The 13,893-nt window shown below is 71.7% G+C and carries 12 protein-coding genes; 8 read left to right on the top strand and 4 right to left on the bottom strand.

The features are described from left to right. Positions 1 to 32: 32 nt before the first annotated feature. Positions 33 to 1,061 (bottom strand): methyltransferase, encoded by a 1,029-nt coding sequence (locus AB0881_RS06885; protein WP_366614875.1) that lies wholly within the window; start codon positions 1,059 to 1,061, stop codon positions 33 to 35. A gap of 282 nt (positions 1,062 to 1,343) precedes the next feature. Between AB0881_RS06885 and AB0881_RS06890 the strand changes: the two genes are divergently transcribed. From AB0881_RS06890 to AB0881_RS06900, 3 genes are read left to right on the top strand one after another with little or no spacing between them, the layout of a single operon-like run. Further along, positions 1,344 to 2,126, top strand: a complete 783-nt coding sequence (locus AB0881_RS06890; RefSeq protein ID WP_366614877.1) for an SDR family NAD(P)-dependent oxidoreductase — start codon at positions 1,344 to 1,346, stop codon at positions 2,124 to 2,126. 53 nt (positions 2,127 to 2,179) lie between these two features. Next, positions 2,180 to 2,509: a TcmI family type II polyketide cyclase gene (locus AB0881_RS06895; RefSeq protein WP_366614878.1), complete on the top strand. Its 330-nt coding sequence runs from the start codon at positions 2,180 to 2,182 to the stop codon at positions 2,507 to 2,509. A 39-nt stretch (positions 2,510 to 2,548) separates the two neighbouring features. Continuing rightward, complete coding sequence (locus tag AB0881_RS06900) at positions 2,549 to 3,163, top strand: DsbA family protein (RefSeq protein WP_366614880.1); 615 nt, start codon at positions 2,549 to 2,551, stop codon at positions 3,161 to 3,163. A 92-nt stretch (positions 3,164 to 3,255) separates the two neighbouring features. Here AB0881_RS06900 and AB0881_RS06905 read toward each other — a convergent pair whose 3' ends face one another. Together AB0881_RS06905 and AB0881_RS06910 are read right to left on the bottom strand one after the other, a co-directional pair. Next, complete coding sequence (locus tag AB0881_RS06905; protein WP_366614881.1) at positions 3,256 to 4,134, bottom strand: NmrA/HSCARG family protein; 879 nt, start codon at positions 4,132 to 4,134, stop codon at positions 3,256 to 3,258. Positions 4,135 to 4,229: 95 nt separating this feature from the next. Beyond that, on the bottom strand, positions 4,230 to 4,961 hold the full coding sequence (locus AB0881_RS06910) for an SDR family oxidoreductase (protein ID WP_366614883.1): 732 nt from the start codon (positions 4,959 to 4,961) through the stop codon (positions 4,230 to 4,232). 264 nt (positions 4,962 to 5,225) lie between these two features. On the opposite strand from AB0881_RS06910, the gene AB0881_RS06915 reads away from it, so the two are divergent. The 4 genes from AB0881_RS06915 to hemG all read left to right on the top strand — a co-directional run bounded on the left by AB0881_RS06915 (position 5,226) and on the right by hemG (position 10,967). Then, positions 5,226 to 6,746, top strand: a complete 1,521-nt coding sequence (locus AB0881_RS06915; RefSeq protein ID WP_366614885.1) for an FAD-dependent monooxygenase — start codon at positions 5,226 to 5,228, stop codon at positions 6,744 to 6,746. 2 nt (positions 6,747 to 6,748) lie between these two features. After that, on the top strand, positions 6,749 to 8,257 hold the full coding sequence (locus AB0881_RS06920; RefSeq protein WP_366614887.1) for an FAD-dependent monooxygenase: 1,509 nt from the start codon (positions 6,749 to 6,751) through the stop codon (positions 8,255 to 8,257). An 82-nt stretch (positions 8,258 to 8,339) separates the two neighbouring features. Next, on the top strand, positions 8,340 to 9,446 hold the full coding sequence (locus tag AB0881_RS06925) for a ParB/RepB/Spo0J family partition protein (protein WP_366614888.1): 1,107 nt from the start codon (positions 8,340 to 8,342) through the stop codon (positions 9,444 to 9,446). 93 nt (positions 9,447 to 9,539) lie between these two features. Next, positions 9,540 to 10,967 (top strand): protoporphyrinogen oxidase, encoded by a 1,428-nt coding sequence (gene hemG / locus AB0881_RS06930; RefSeq protein WP_366614889.1) that lies wholly within the window; start codon positions 9,540 to 9,542, stop codon positions 10,965 to 10,967. A gap of 126 nt (positions 10,968 to 11,093) precedes the next feature. On the opposite strand, the gene AB0881_RS06935 is transcribed toward hemG, so the two are convergent. Beyond that, positions 11,094 to 12,893, bottom strand: coding sequence for an FAD-dependent monooxygenase (locus AB0881_RS06935; protein WP_366614890.1), 1,800 nt, complete (start codon positions 12,891 to 12,893; stop codon positions 11,094 to 11,096). Between the two features lie 209 nt (positions 12,894 to 13,102). Between AB0881_RS06935 and AB0881_RS06940 the strand changes: the two genes are divergently transcribed. After that, complete coding sequence (locus tag AB0881_RS06940) at positions 13,103 to 13,876, top strand: gamma-glutamyl-gamma-aminobutyrate hydrolase family protein (RefSeq protein ID WP_366614892.1); 774 nt, start codon at positions 13,103 to 13,105, stop codon at positions 13,874 to 13,876. Positions 13,877 to 13,893 lie beyond the last annotated feature (17 nt).

Raw genomic sequence — 13,893 nt, forward strand, 5'->3', positions numbered from 1 at the left:
CTCAGCTCGAATGGGCGTCGGGGGCCGGTTCCCTAGACGGGTACCGCCTCGATGATCGAGACCGGCGACGTGGTGGGGACCGCCCGGACGACCTTCAGATCGGCCTTGGCGAACAGCTCCTCGTACTCGGGCAGGGTCCGTTCCTTGGCGCCCAGGAGCAGCAGCAGCCACAGGTCGATGATGTTGCCGATGTGCCGCTCGCCGCCCTCGGCGAGCACGTACTCGATCACGAGCAGCCTGCCGTCGGGGGCGATCGCCTCCCGCACGTTCTTCAGCAGGGCCACGCAGGCGGACTCGGTGAAGTCGTGCAGGATGTGCTTGAGGACGTACGCGTCCGCGCCCGCCGGCAGCTTGTCGAAGTGGCCGCCGTTCTCGATCGTGACCCGGCCGCCGACACCGGCCGCGTCGAGCACCGCCGGCGCGTCCGCCGTCATGGCCTCGGAGTCGTACAGGACGCCGCGCGCCTCGGGGGCCCGCGCGAGGATCTTCGCCAGCAGGGCGCCGCGGCCGCCGACGACGTCCACGATGGTGCCGAACCGGGTGAAGTCGTACGCCGCCACCACCGGATCGCTCTCCGGCTGCGACATGCTGCCCATGCCCTGGAAGAACTCGGCCGCGTACTCGGGGTTGGCCGTGAGGTACTCGTAGGCGCCCATGCCGCGCAGCTTCGGCAGGTTGGGCTCGCCGGTGCGCACGGATTCGAGCAGGTGGCCCCATTCCTCCCAGAGCAGGGGGTGCCCCATCAGCATCGCGATGCCGCGCATCGAGTCGGGCGCGTCCTCGCGGAGCGCGTCGCCCGTCGGCGTGAGCGCGAACCGGCCGTCCGGCCGGGACTCGAACACCGAATAGCCGGACAGCGTCCGCAGCAGCCGGTACGTCGCCTCGGGGTCCGATCCGACCCGCTTGGCGATCTCCTCCGCGCGCAGCGGCCCGGCACCGAGAACATCGGCGATGCCGAGCCTCGCCGCGACCGAGACGGCCTGCGTGATGACCGAGCCCTGAATCAGATCGAGCAGTGAATAAGCGGCGGACTGGTCCCGCTCCGCGGGCAATGCGGACATGACTCGCCTCCCGAATTTGGGGCCTCTGGACGCCAGACGATAGGTCGGCACTTCTGCGGCCCGCAACTTCGGTTTTGCGGTGCGCGGCGCCGCGTTCAATCTCGACCGTCAAGGCGGCGTTCAAAGTTGCGTTCAAAGGGGCGTTGAACCAATGAACGGTTGCCGGGGGCGTTCAACTGAAGAACCGGCGCGGTCGAACCGAACGAATCCACTCACGCTCGACCGAGATTATTGGAACGTCCGCCAGGCTGCTGCGACACCGTCCACGAAGGAGCAGTCGGAATGGCGGACAACGGGCAGCGAGTCGCACTGATCACCGGCGGGACGAGCGGAATCGGCCTAGCGGTCGCCGAGACCCTCGCGGGGCGCGGTCTCAAGGTCTTCATTTGCTCGCGGAACGACGAGGCCGTCCAGGAGACCGCCGGCAAGCTGCGGTCCAACGGCTGCGAGGCCGACGGCGTGGCCGCCGACGTGCGGCGCCCGCAGGACGTCGAGCGGCTCGTGGGCGCGGCCGTGGAGCGGTACGGGCACGTCGACGTCCTGGTGAACAACGCCGGGCGCAACGGCGGCGGCGTGACCGCGGAGATCGGCGACGAGCTCTGGTACGACGTCATCGACACCAACCTGAACAGCGTCTTCCTGGTGACCCGCGAGGTGCTCAGGTCCGGGCTGAGCGAGCGCGGCTGGGGCCGGATCATCAACATCGCGTCCACCGGCGGCAAGCAGGGCGTGGTGCTCGGCGCCCCCTACTCCGCCTCCAAGCACGGCGTCATCGGGTTCACCAAGGCGCTCGGACTGGAACTGGCGAAGACCGGTGTCACGGTCAACGCCGTCTGCCCCGGTTACGTCGAGACCCCGATGGCGCAGCGGGTGAGGCAAGGTTATGCCGCGCACTTCGAAACGACCGAGGAGGATATCCTCGCGCGATTCGAGGGGAAGATCCCGCTCGGCCGCTACTCCACCGCCGAGGAGGTCGCCGGCCTCGTCGGATATCTCGTCACCGACGCGGCCGCGCCCATGACGGCGCAGGCGATCAATGTCTGCGGAGGCCTCGGGAACTACTAGATCCCGGCACCTTCAGTTCGCACTCGGTTTCGCAGCGAAGGCGGTAAGCGTACATGCACAGCACCCTGATTGTCGGCCGCATGCAACCGCGATTGTCGACGCAGGTCGCCGAGCTCTTCAGCGCGTTCGACCAGACCGATATGCCGCTTCGGATGGGCACCCGGCGCCGCGAGCTCTTCAGCTATCAAGGCCTGTACTTCCATCTGCAGGACTTCGACGGCGAATACGGCGCCGAGCGCATTCTCCAGGCGCGGACCGACCCTCGCTTCATCAAGATCAGCGACGATCTGAAGGCCTACATCGAAGCCTACGACCCGGCGACCTGGACCTCGCCCGCCGATGCCATGGCCACCCGCTTCTACCACTGGGAGCAGCGCGGCTGACCGTCGCATGACGCGAGCGAACTCGGTGAGGAGGCCGGCGTGCCGCACGATGCCCCTGTCCCGGTGGACTTCTGGTTCGACCCGACCTGCCCCTGGGCGTGGATCACCTCCCGGTGGATCCTCGAGGTGGCGGAGCACCGGCGCGTGGAACCGCGCTGGCACGTGATGAGCCTGACGGTGCTCAATGAGGGCCGCGACGTGCCCGAGCGCTATCGCGAGCGCCTGGCGACGTCGATGGAGGCGGTGCGGGTCTGCGTCGCCGCCGAGCAGAAGTACGGATCCGAGGTGCTGGGACGGCTCTACACCGAGCTCGGCACCCGGCTGCACCACGAGAAGGCGCCCCGGGCGCGTTCCACCTACGAGGCGGCGCTGGCCGCCGCGGGCCTCGATGCCGCACTCGCCGGGGCGGCATGGTCCGGCGAGTTCGACGAGGCGGTCCGCGCCTCGCACAAGGACGGCGTCGACCGGGTCGGCACCGAGGTGGGCACCCCCGTCATCGCGGTGGGAGACGTGGCCTTCTTCGGCCCCGTGATGTCCCCGGCCCCGCACGGCGAGGCCGCGGTCAGGCTCTGGGACGGTGTCCTGGCGGTGGCCGGGACCGACGGGTTCTTCGAGCTGAAGCGGAGCCGCACCCGCGGTCCGATCTTCACCTGAGCCATGGGCGGTGGCCCGCCGTGGGCGTCCCGTCCGGCCCGTGCCGGCGGGACGCCCACGGTTTTCGATGGAGTCGCGCTTCCAGCGTGCCGTCAGCGTCGCGGCTGGGCCACCGGTGCGGTCCAGTTGCTCCGCAGCCAGGTTTCGAGGGTGACGAGGTCCGGCTTGAGGCGGCGGAGCCCGGGCAGGTCGGCGCGGTAGCCCTCGCGGTCGAACCAGTCGAACATGGTGGCCAGGTCGGCACGGGCCGCGCGCAGCCCCTCGATGGGCAGATGCGCGTACCGGGTCGGGACGCCGGACACGCGCTCGAACGCCTCGGCCATCTGCGGGCCGGTCAGCTCGTCTCCGGCGATCTCGACCTGCCGGCCGAGCCAGGTCCGCGGGTCGCCGAAGGCGTCCGCGGCGAACGCGCCGATGTCGGCGGTCGCGATGAGCTGCACCGGCACCTCGGGACGCAGCCACAGGCCGAGGACCAGCCCGCCGTCCGCGGGACGGGGACTGATCTCCTCGAAGACCTCGTGGAACATGGTCGGCCGCAGGACGGTGGCCGGGAGCCCGAGCTCGCGGATCCGCCGCTCGATGTTCCACTTGCTCTCGAAGTGCGGGATGCCGCTCGAGCGCTCCGCGCCGCCGACCGAGGTGTAGACGAAGTGCGCCACGCCGGCCTCGGCCGCGGCGGCGGCGACCGCCTTGCCCTGCCGCTCCTCGGCGGCCACCCCGCCGGGGCCCCTGAAGGTCTGGACGCTGAACACCCCGTGGACGCCCGCCATCGCCGCCCGCAACGACGCCTCGTCGTCCATGTCGCCGCGCACGAGCACCGCGCCGGCCTCGGCGAGCGCCTTCGCCGCGGGTGCGTGCGGATCACGCACCAGGGCGTGCACCGCCCGTCCGCGGCGCAGCAGTTCCCGGGCCGTCGCACCGCCCTGCCGGCCGGTGCCGCCCAGCACCAGGATCGTCCCGTCAACCGCCACCGTATGCCTCCCTGTCCGCTGCCCGCCAAGGCGTTCGCCTGGCGGCCGAGCCTGCGCCCGCCGTCATTTCCGCGCACCCGCCGCCGGCTGTCCCGTTACCACGGAACAATGCCGTCCTCCGAGAGAAACGCCCCCGACGGCCCTCCTTCGTCCAGCAGTGCCAACCGCACCGCGATCACCGCTCCCGCCGCTGGCGTTCCTTTCCCCTGATGCCGGTTCAGGTCCGTGGCCACCATTCCAGGACAGGCAGCATTGACCTTGATCCTCGTTCCGCGCAGCTCTTTCGCGTACCCGGCCGTGATGGCGTTCAACGCGGTTTTCGAGGACTGATAGGCGATCAGGTTGATTCCCGCGAACGGGGAGCCCGGGTCCGAATTCAGGGTCAGCGACCCCAGGTGGCTGGACAGGTTGACGATGCGTCCGGCCGCCGAGCGGCGCAGCAGCGGGAGCATCGCGTTGGTCACCGACACCACGCCGAAGACGTTGGTCTCGTACACCTCCCGCATGTCGGCCGCGGTCGCCTCGCTGGGCGGCCCGGCGAAGCCGCCGGCGATGCCGGCGTTGTTCACCAGGACGTCCAGACGCCCGTGGCCTCGCTCGATCTCCGCAGCGGCCGCGGCCACGGAGGCCGCGTCCGTCACGTCGATCCGCAGCGGGACGGCCGCGACGCCGTGGCCGGCCAGCGCGTCCGCCGCGCGCTTGCCGCGCACCTCGTCCCTGGCGCCGAGGAGGACGATGACGCCCGGGTGGCCGCCCAGTTGCCGTGCTATCTCGAATCCGATGCCCTTGTTGGCGCCCGTGATAAGCGCGATCTTCTCGCCTGGCACGTCCGGGGTCCCTTTCCGCCGTCCCGCCACTTCACCTGGCCATGATTCTCGTGTTCACCTTGGAATACCACACGGCCCGCGGGCATCTCCGAAGTTGCGGTGGCCACCGAAGGCGTTCAAGCGGGGAAATCCGCACTTGAACGGCGGGGCGTCCTACCGGCCGCCGCTCGGGTTTCGGCGATATTGAACCCGGCGAGGAAGATGTGTAGCTTGTCGCAGGCGATTATCAGGAACGGTGAGTGGGGGCCGGAAATGAAATCTGGCGTGATAGTTGTCGGCGCCGGGCCGGTCGGGTCGATGCTGGCCGGTGAGCTCCATCTGGGCGGGGCGGAGGTCGTCGTCTATGACCGGCTGACCGCCCCGGCCGGGGAGTCCCGCGCGCTCGGCTTCAACCGGCGGGCCGCCGAGTCGCTCGACCAGCGCGGGCTGCTCTCCCGGCTGGGCGATTTCCGGTGGGGCCCGATGGGGCACTTCGGCGGCGTCCGCTTCGACCTCGGCATGCTGGAGGAGGATCACAGCGGTGTGCTGGGCCTGTCCCAGGCCCGGACCGAGGAGATGCTGGGCGACCGGCTGGCCGAACTCGGAGTCCCGGTACGGCGCGGCTACGAGGTGACCGGCCTGCGCGAGACGCCCGACGGCGTCGTGGTGTCCTATGACGGCCCGGACGGCCCCGGCGAGGACGCGGCCGCGTACGTGGTCGGCTGCGACGGCGCGGGGAGCACCGTCCGCTCGCTGGCCGGCATCCCCGCTCCCGGCCGGGAGGCCACCCGCGGCATGTACACCGCGGAGATCGCCGGGGTCGCGCTGCGCCCGCGGCCGATCGGCGAGCGCCTCCCCGGCGGCAGCATGGTGGTGTGCACGCCCCTGGGCGAGGGCCGCTACCGCATCGTGATCCACGACAAGGGCCTGCCGCCCCGCCCGGATCCCGGCGCGCTGACGTTCCCGCAGGTCGCTGACGCGTGGCAGCGGCTCACCGGGGAGTCCGTTCATCACGCGCAGGCGCTGTGGCTATGGGCCAGCGGCAACGCGTCCGCGCTCGCCGCCGAATACCGGCGCGGCCGGGTGCTCCTGGCGGGCGACGCGGCGCACGAGATACCGCCGCTCGCCGCATGGGGACTCAGCGCGGGCCTGCAGGACGCGGTGAACCTCGGCTGGAAGCTCGCGGCGACGGTCAACGGCTGGGCACCCAACGACCTGCTCGACACCTACCACACCGAACGCCACCCCATCGGCGAGCAGCTGGCACGCAACGCGCGGGCGGCGTCGCTGCTGTACCTCGGCGACGCCGACATGGACCCGATCCGGAGTGTGATGGGCGAACTGGCCGCCTGCAAGGACGCCGCCGCGCACCTCGCCGGGATCGTGAGCGGGCTGGGGATCCGCTACGACCTGGGCACGGGCGACCACCCCCTCCTCGGACGGCGCATGCCACCGCACCAGGAACTCACCCTGCCCGACGGCACCCGCACCCGCATCGCCGACCTCCTCCACACCGCACACGGCCTCCTCATCACCACCAACCCCGACACACCCACACAACACGCCCACGACTGGAACGACCGCATCGACATCATCACCGGAACCTGGACCACCTGGCCCACCACCCACCAACCCCCATCCGACACCCTCCTCATCCGACCCGACGGCTACATCGCCTGGACCTCCCCCGGCACCGACGACACCCTCACCGACACCCTCACCCGCTGGTTCGGCACCCCCCGCACCACCGCCACCACGGCCGCCGCGCAGCCGGTGACCAGCGGCGCCGACCGGACGGGAGGGTGAGCATGCACAGGGACGTGATCATCGTCGGTGCGGGCCCGGTCGGGCTGATGATGGCCGGCGAGCTGCGCCTCGGCGGCGCCGACGTCGTCGTCTACGAGAAGCTGCCCACGCCGCCGCGCGAGTCGCGCGGCGCCAGCTTCACCAGGCGCACGGCCGAGTGCTTCGATCAGCGCGGGCTGCTCGGCAGGCTCGGCGCGACGGAGCCGGCCGACGGCCATTTCGGCGGGGTGCCGATCGACCTCGGCATGTTCGAGGAGGACCACTCCGCCGCCCGGGGCATCTCCCAGTTCCGCACCGAGCGGATGCTGGAAGGCCGGGCGACCGAACTCGGGGCGCCGGTGCGGCGCGGCTACGAGGTGACCGGTTTCCGCGAGGAGCCGGACGGCGTCGTGGTGTCCTTCGACGGGCCGGACGGCCCCGGCGAGGACACGGCCGAGTACCTGATCGGGTGCGATGGGGGGCGGAGCATCGTCCGCGGGCTGGCCGGCATCGACTTCCCCGGCTCGGAGCCCACCCGCGGGTTCTACACCGCCGACGTCACCGGGATCGACACCCGCCGCCGGCGCATCGGCGAGGACCTGCCCGGCGGCAGCATGGTCATGGCGATGGATCTGGAGAACGGCGTCACCAGGGTCGTCGTCCATGAGCGGGGCATGCCGCCGCGGGACCGGGACACCCTGACCTACACCCACCTCGCCGACGCGTGGCAGCGGCTCACGGGCGAGTCCATCCACCATGCGGAGTGCCGCTGGATCAGCTGTTTCACCGACGCCTCCAGGGTCGCCGCCGAGTACCGGCGCGGCCGGGTGTTCCTGGCTGGAGACGCCACGCACGTGCAGCCTCCGGCCATGGCGCAGGGGCTGAGCGTGGGCGTGCAGGACGCGGTGAACCTCGGCTGGAAGCTCGCGGCGACGGTCAACGGCTGGGCCCCCGACGACCTGCTCGACACCTACCACACCGAACGCCACCCGATCGGCGAGCAGCTGGCGCGCAACGCCCGCGCCGCGATCGAACTGCGGCTCACCGGCGAGGAGATGGACCCGGTGCGCGGCGTGATGGGCGAGCTGGCGGCCTGCAAGGACGCGGCCGCGCACCTCGCCGGGATGCTGAGTGGACTGGGGATCCGCTACGACCTCGGCACGGGCGACCACCCCCTCCTCGGACGGCGCATGCCACCGCACCAGGAACTCACCCTGCCCGACGGCACCCGCACCCGCATCGCCGACCTCCTCCACACCGCACACGGCCTCCTCATCACCACCGACCCCGAGGCGCCCACACACCACGCCCACAACTGGAACGACCGCATCGACATCATCACCGGCACTTGGCCCACCTGGCCCACCACCCACCAACCCCCACCCCACGCCCTCCTCATCCGACCCGACGGCTACATCGCCTGGACCTCCCCCGGCACCGACGACACCCTCACCGACACCCTCACCCGCTGGTTCGGCACCCCCCGCACCACCGGCCGTCCGATGGTCAGCGGCACCGCGCCGTCCGCCTAGAGCACGTCCACCCGCCCTCGACTGCGGCTAAAGACGCCCAGGCCACGCTGGTCGAAACCGCAGCAGAGAGGAGGCACACCGGATGGCTCATCCCAATGGGCACGCCGCCTTGATCGCAGGCGGCTTAGGTTCCGTCGGCCCGGACGGCGACGCGGCGGTGGCCGGCGACGGATTCGATCTGAGGAACTTCGAAAGGCTGCTCGCACGCGAGGTACCGGTGGACGAACTGTCGCCGGGGGTCTATCTACGCCAGGGCGGGACGAACGCCGCCCACGTCCAGCTGCTCCTCGACGCGACGGGCTCCGCCGAGCTCCCGCCCGTTCTCGTCCAGGAGGAGGGCTGGCGCGTCATCGACGGCCTGCACCGGCTGGAGGTCGCCAGGCTCCGCGGCGACCACAGCATCAAGGCGCGGTTCCTCGACTGCACGGACGCCGAGGCGCTCGTCCTCGCGATGAAGGCCAACAGCTCCCACGGCCTGCCGCTGTCGAAGGCCGACCGCGTCGCCGGGGCGGAACGCGTCCTGACCACGCATCCCGAATGGTCGGACCGTGCCATCGCCGGCATCACCGGGCTGAGCGCGAAGACGATCGCGTCGCTGCGCAACCGGTCGGCGGGCGGGACGCACGCCGGCGGCAAGCGGATCGGCCGGGACGGGAGGCGGCGCCCGGTGAACATCGGTGAGGGCAGGCGCCGTGCCGCCGAGTTCATCCAGGCCCATCCGGACGCACCGCTCAGGCAGGTCGCCAGGGAGACCGACGTGTCGCTCGGCACGGTGCACGACGTCAGCGCCCGGCTCCGCCGCGGGATCAGCCCGGAACGCAACGGGCACCAGGCGGCCGCCGCACGAACGCAGACGCACCCGGGCGACGAGGTCGCGGAGGCCCTCGCCCCGGCTCCCCGCGTCAACGGGGTGCAGGAGCGGCGCAAGAACCACACCGACGCTCCCCTCACCTGGGGCGGGGTGGCGGCCAAGGTCGCCAACGACCCGGCCATCCGGTACTCCGAGGGCGGCAAGGAATTCCTCCGGTGGATGACGCTGCACGCGACCGATCCGGACCGGTGGCGGGAGTTCCTCAACGCCATCCCGGCGCACTGGCACAGCGTCCTCGCTCCCATAGCCGACAGCGTCAGCAAGGAATGGACCCTGTTCGCCGAGCGGCTCAAGCACAAGCAGGAACCGGGACGGTAGGCGCCCACAGCGCCGGACCGCACGACACCGCATCCACAAAGGGCAGGCGAAATGGTGGACAACGGACAGGATCAGGGAAGCGGCCCCCCGCACGTGGTCATCGTCGGAGCCGGCATCGCTGGCCTGGCGGCGGCGTTCCTCATGCGGGACGAGCCGGTACGGGTGACGGTACTCGAGGGGTCGTCCAGGATCGGCGGGAAGCTGGCCGTGTCGCAGGTGGCGGGCGTCGACGTCGACGAGGGCGCGGAAGGGCTCTACGCCCGGCGCCCCAAGACCAAGAGGCTGATCAGTGCGGCCGGGCTCGACGACCGGCTCGTGTCGGCGGGCACCACGTCCACGGCGATCTGGACCCGGGGCGCGCTGCGGCCGCTGCCCGGCCGCCAGTTCATGGGCGTGCCCTCCGACATGGACGAGCTCGCCAAGACCGGCGTGCTGTCCGACGCCGGGGTGGCCAGGGCGCGCGAGGACCTGGAGCTGCCTCCGTCCGTCCGCGACGGGGACGTCTCCGTCGCGGCGTACGTCGCGGAACGCCTCGGCCAGGAGGTCGTGGACCGTCTCGTCGACCCGTTCGTCGGCGACGTCTGCGCCGGCCGCGCCGAGGACCTGTCGTTCGAGGCCATGCTGACCCCGCTGGCCATCGCGTCCCGCAAGCACTCGTCGCTGGCCGGGGCGGCGGGCTCGCTGGCACCGCCGCCGCTGCCGCCGGGCGAGGAGCCCCCCACGGGCCTGGCCACCCTCACCGGCGGGATGGGCACGCTGCCGCGCGCGCTCGCGGACGCCGTGCTCGCCGCCTCGCCGGGAGCGGCCGTCCGGACCGGAGCCGCGGTCAGCGGTCTCGAGCGGAGCGAGGGCGGCTGGCGGGTGACCGTCGGTTCCGGCGCCGATCCGGAGTACATCTCCGCGGACGCCGTGATCATCGCGGTGCCGGCCGCTCCCGCGGGCAGGCTGCTGTCCGGGCTGCCCGGTGCCGCCGAGGCCGCCGCCGGGCTCGCCGAGATCCCGTACGCCGACCGGCTGATCATCACGCTCGCCTACCCCCGCCGGGCCTTCCCCGGCGGGCTCGGCGGACCGGGGTTCTGCGGTTACCGGGTGCCCGCGGTGGACGGCCGGACGGTCAAGGACGTGACGTTCACGACGGTGAAGTGGCCGCACCTGGCGGGTGAGGTCGAGATCGTGCGGTGCTCGGTCGGGCGGGTCGGTGAGGAGGACGCGCTGCGGCGCGACGACGCCGACCTGGCCGCGCTGGCGGCGTCCGAGTTCGCCGAGGCCACAGGGGCGACCGGGGATCCGGTGGCGACCCGGGTGACCCGATGGGCCGGTGCGCTGCCGCAGTACACGGTCGGCCATCTGAACCGGGTGGAACGGATCCGCGACTCGGTGGCGTCCCAGCCCGGGCTCGCCGTGTGCGGCGCCGCGTACGACGGGGTGGGGGTCGGCAACTGCGTGGCCTCCGCCGGCAAGGCCGTGGACCAGGTGCTGGGCTCGTTGCGGAGCGAGGCCGCCGCACCGTCGAAGGGGTGATCTCGAAGCCGTAGGGTCCGGACGCGAAGGCCGTGCCCGAGACCACAACACGAGAAACGACCAACCGACCGGATCGGCCCGCACGTTCACCGTGCGGGCCGATCCGGTCGGTGGCCGTTCTCGGTGTTACGGGAGTGCCGGCATCGCGTTCTGGTCCAGGACGCGGGCGACCGCGTCCGCCAGGACCTCCTCGGGATTCTCAGAGGCGCCCATGCTGCGCCATGCCACGTGGTTGTCAGGGCGCACCAGGACGGCGCCCTCTCCGGTGATCTCCCGGACGGCCTCCCACCTGCCGTCCGCGTCGGCGAACTCCGCGCCGTCCCCGATCCGGGCCGCGAAGATCGGGACGGCGAACTTCTCCGCGATCCGTCCGGCCGCCTCGCACCACGGCGTTCCGCCCGGGCCGGTGAGCAGCGCGAAGCCGGTCGCGGCACCGGTCAGGTCGTGGGTCGACAGGCGCCGGCCGTCGTGTTCGAGCCAGGCGTGCGGCAGCAGGTGCCCGGGACGGGTCGTCGGGCGGTACACGTCGCGCAGCGGCTCGCGGGCGGGCGGCCGGCTGCCGTCGGGGACGACCGCGCCCTCCTCGTAGGCGAAGCCCATCTCCACGTCGTGCGCCTGGCATCCGCCGCGGTGGGTGGCGAAGAACTCCGCCGCCCGCGCCCGCGCGGCCGCGCCCAGGGGGGAGGGGTCGAAGTACGCGTCGAACGCCGGCCCCCTGCGCTGCTGCGGCACGTTGTGGCCGAGGCCGAGGGCGCCGATGATCGCGTGATGGTGGGAGGCCGCGGACACGGCCCAGTCGACGTTGTGCTCGCCGACGGGCCGCCGCTCCGCCTCGTAGGTGTCGAGCAGGCCGTCGGGCGCGCGGCCGGTGAGCACCGCGGCCAGCTTCCACGCGAGGTTGTGCGCGTCCTGGATCCCCGTGTTGAGGCCGAGCCCGACGGTCGGCGGCTGGCGGTGCACGGCGTCGCCGGCGAGCAGCACCCGCCCGACCCGGTAGCGGTCGGCGAGCAGCGACTCCACCGTCCACTGCGTCACGTGGTGCATGGTCAGCTCCAGGTCCGGCAGGCCGAGGACCTCCCGGATCTTCGGGACGATCGCCCGCTCGTCGGGCTGGGCCCGCTCGCCCGGAGGGAAGTGCAGGACCCACTCCTCGCAGTCCTTCCCCCAGCTCGGCCCCATCTCGATCAGGTTGCTGGACAGCTCCGGGCTGTAGGGGTTGAGGAAGTGGGTGATGAGCGTGCCCTCGTGCCACCACTGCGACAGGTCGGCGGAGAAGTACGCGGTCGTCACGTGCAGCGCACCGGGCCGGCCGCGCATCTCCAGGCCGACGGCGGCACCGACGGTGCGGCCGCCGTCCGCCGCGACGAGGTACCGCGCCGAGACCGTGGTGATCTCCCCGGTCGCGGTGTCGCGCACCTCGGCGACCACGCGGTCGCCCTCGTCGGAGAAGGCGCCCAGCTCGTGGCCGAACAGGACGCGGCCGGGATTGCGCCGCTCGGCGTGGCGGCGCAGGATCGGCTCCAGCCGGACCTGCGGCAGCTTGACGGGGAGGACGGGCCCGGCCGCCGCGTACGTCTCGCGCAGCGCGCCGCCGCCGAAGGCGTCCATCTCATGGATCACCCGCGCGTCCAGCCTGCCGTCGCCGCCGAGCGAGGTCAGCCAGCGCACCTTGCCGAACTTCTCCAGCGGCGCCCCCTGCTCGGCCACCTCCTCGGCGAGGCCGTGCTGCCGGAGGATCTCCATCGAGCGCTGGTTGAGGTAATGCGCCTTCGGTATTTTCGACGTGTCCGCGTGCCGTTCCACCAGCAGGTGCCCGACGCCGTGGTCGGACAGGAGGTTGGACGCGGCCAGGCCGCATCCGCCACCGCCCACGATCAGCACCGGAACCTCGATTGCGCGTGTGGCCTGCCGTCCGAGATCCGCCATTCCGCCCGCTCCTTTTGGGTGCACTGATTTTCGCATTCTGGCAGCGACCTCTTTAGGCCCGGTCAAGGACGGGTTGACTCCACCGGCCGCCCGCCGAGCACGATGCCATCAGTTCAATCGGCGGGCTGGAACAAAATTGCGCGGAGCAAAATACAGCTCTACCCTCGGACCCGGTGACGAGAAATTCACCCGGAAGCACGAGGATGGCGATGAACTCAGTGCGGAATGGTTCGGGAAGCGCGCGGCGGTCCGCCGGGCGGCCGGTGGTCGGGATATGTGCGCGGACGGCGCCGGTCACGCTGCAGGGCGCCGCCATGACCGTCAGCCTCGCCTTCCAGGCGCATGTCGACATGCTCGCCGCCGCGGGCTGCGTCCCCGTACTGCTCCCCCTGCTACCAGGCACGGAGGACGCCATCGGCCAACTGGACGGCCTGCTGATACCGGGCGGCCCGGACCTGGATCCGGCCCTGTACGGGGGCACCGCGCACCCCGAGACCCGTGGAGCCGACCCGGCCGTGGACGCCGCCGAACTGGCATTGGTGGAGGCGGCGCTCGGCGCCGGCCTGCCCATCCTCGGCATCTGCCGCGGCATGCAATTGCTCAACGTGCAACGCGGCGGAACGCTGCACCAGCATCTCCCCGATGTCATCGGCGGCGACGGCCATTCACCGAAAACAGCGGCGTTCACACTCGGCCGATATCGGCTGGACCTGAAGCCCGGCAGCCGGATCGCCGGAATCTTCGGCGACGACATTCCCGAAACCGCCTGTCATCACCATCAGGCGATCGACCGTATCGGCACCGGCCTCACCGCGACCGCCTGGTCGTCGGACGGAATCGTGGAGGTGGTCGAGGCGACCGACCACCCATTCGCGATCGGCGTGCAATGGGAGGCCGGACATACCGAGGACGACCGCCTTCACTCGGCACTCGCCGAAGCGGCCGGGCGCGCCCTCCGCGAGACCGCGCGTTCCTCCGCGTGACCGGCCATGGCGGCGGA

The sequence above is a fragment of the Spirillospora sp. NPDC029432 genome, assembly GCF_040703975.1.
GTDB lineage: Bacteria > Actinomycetota > Actinomycetes > Streptosporangiales > Streptosporangiaceae > Spirillospora.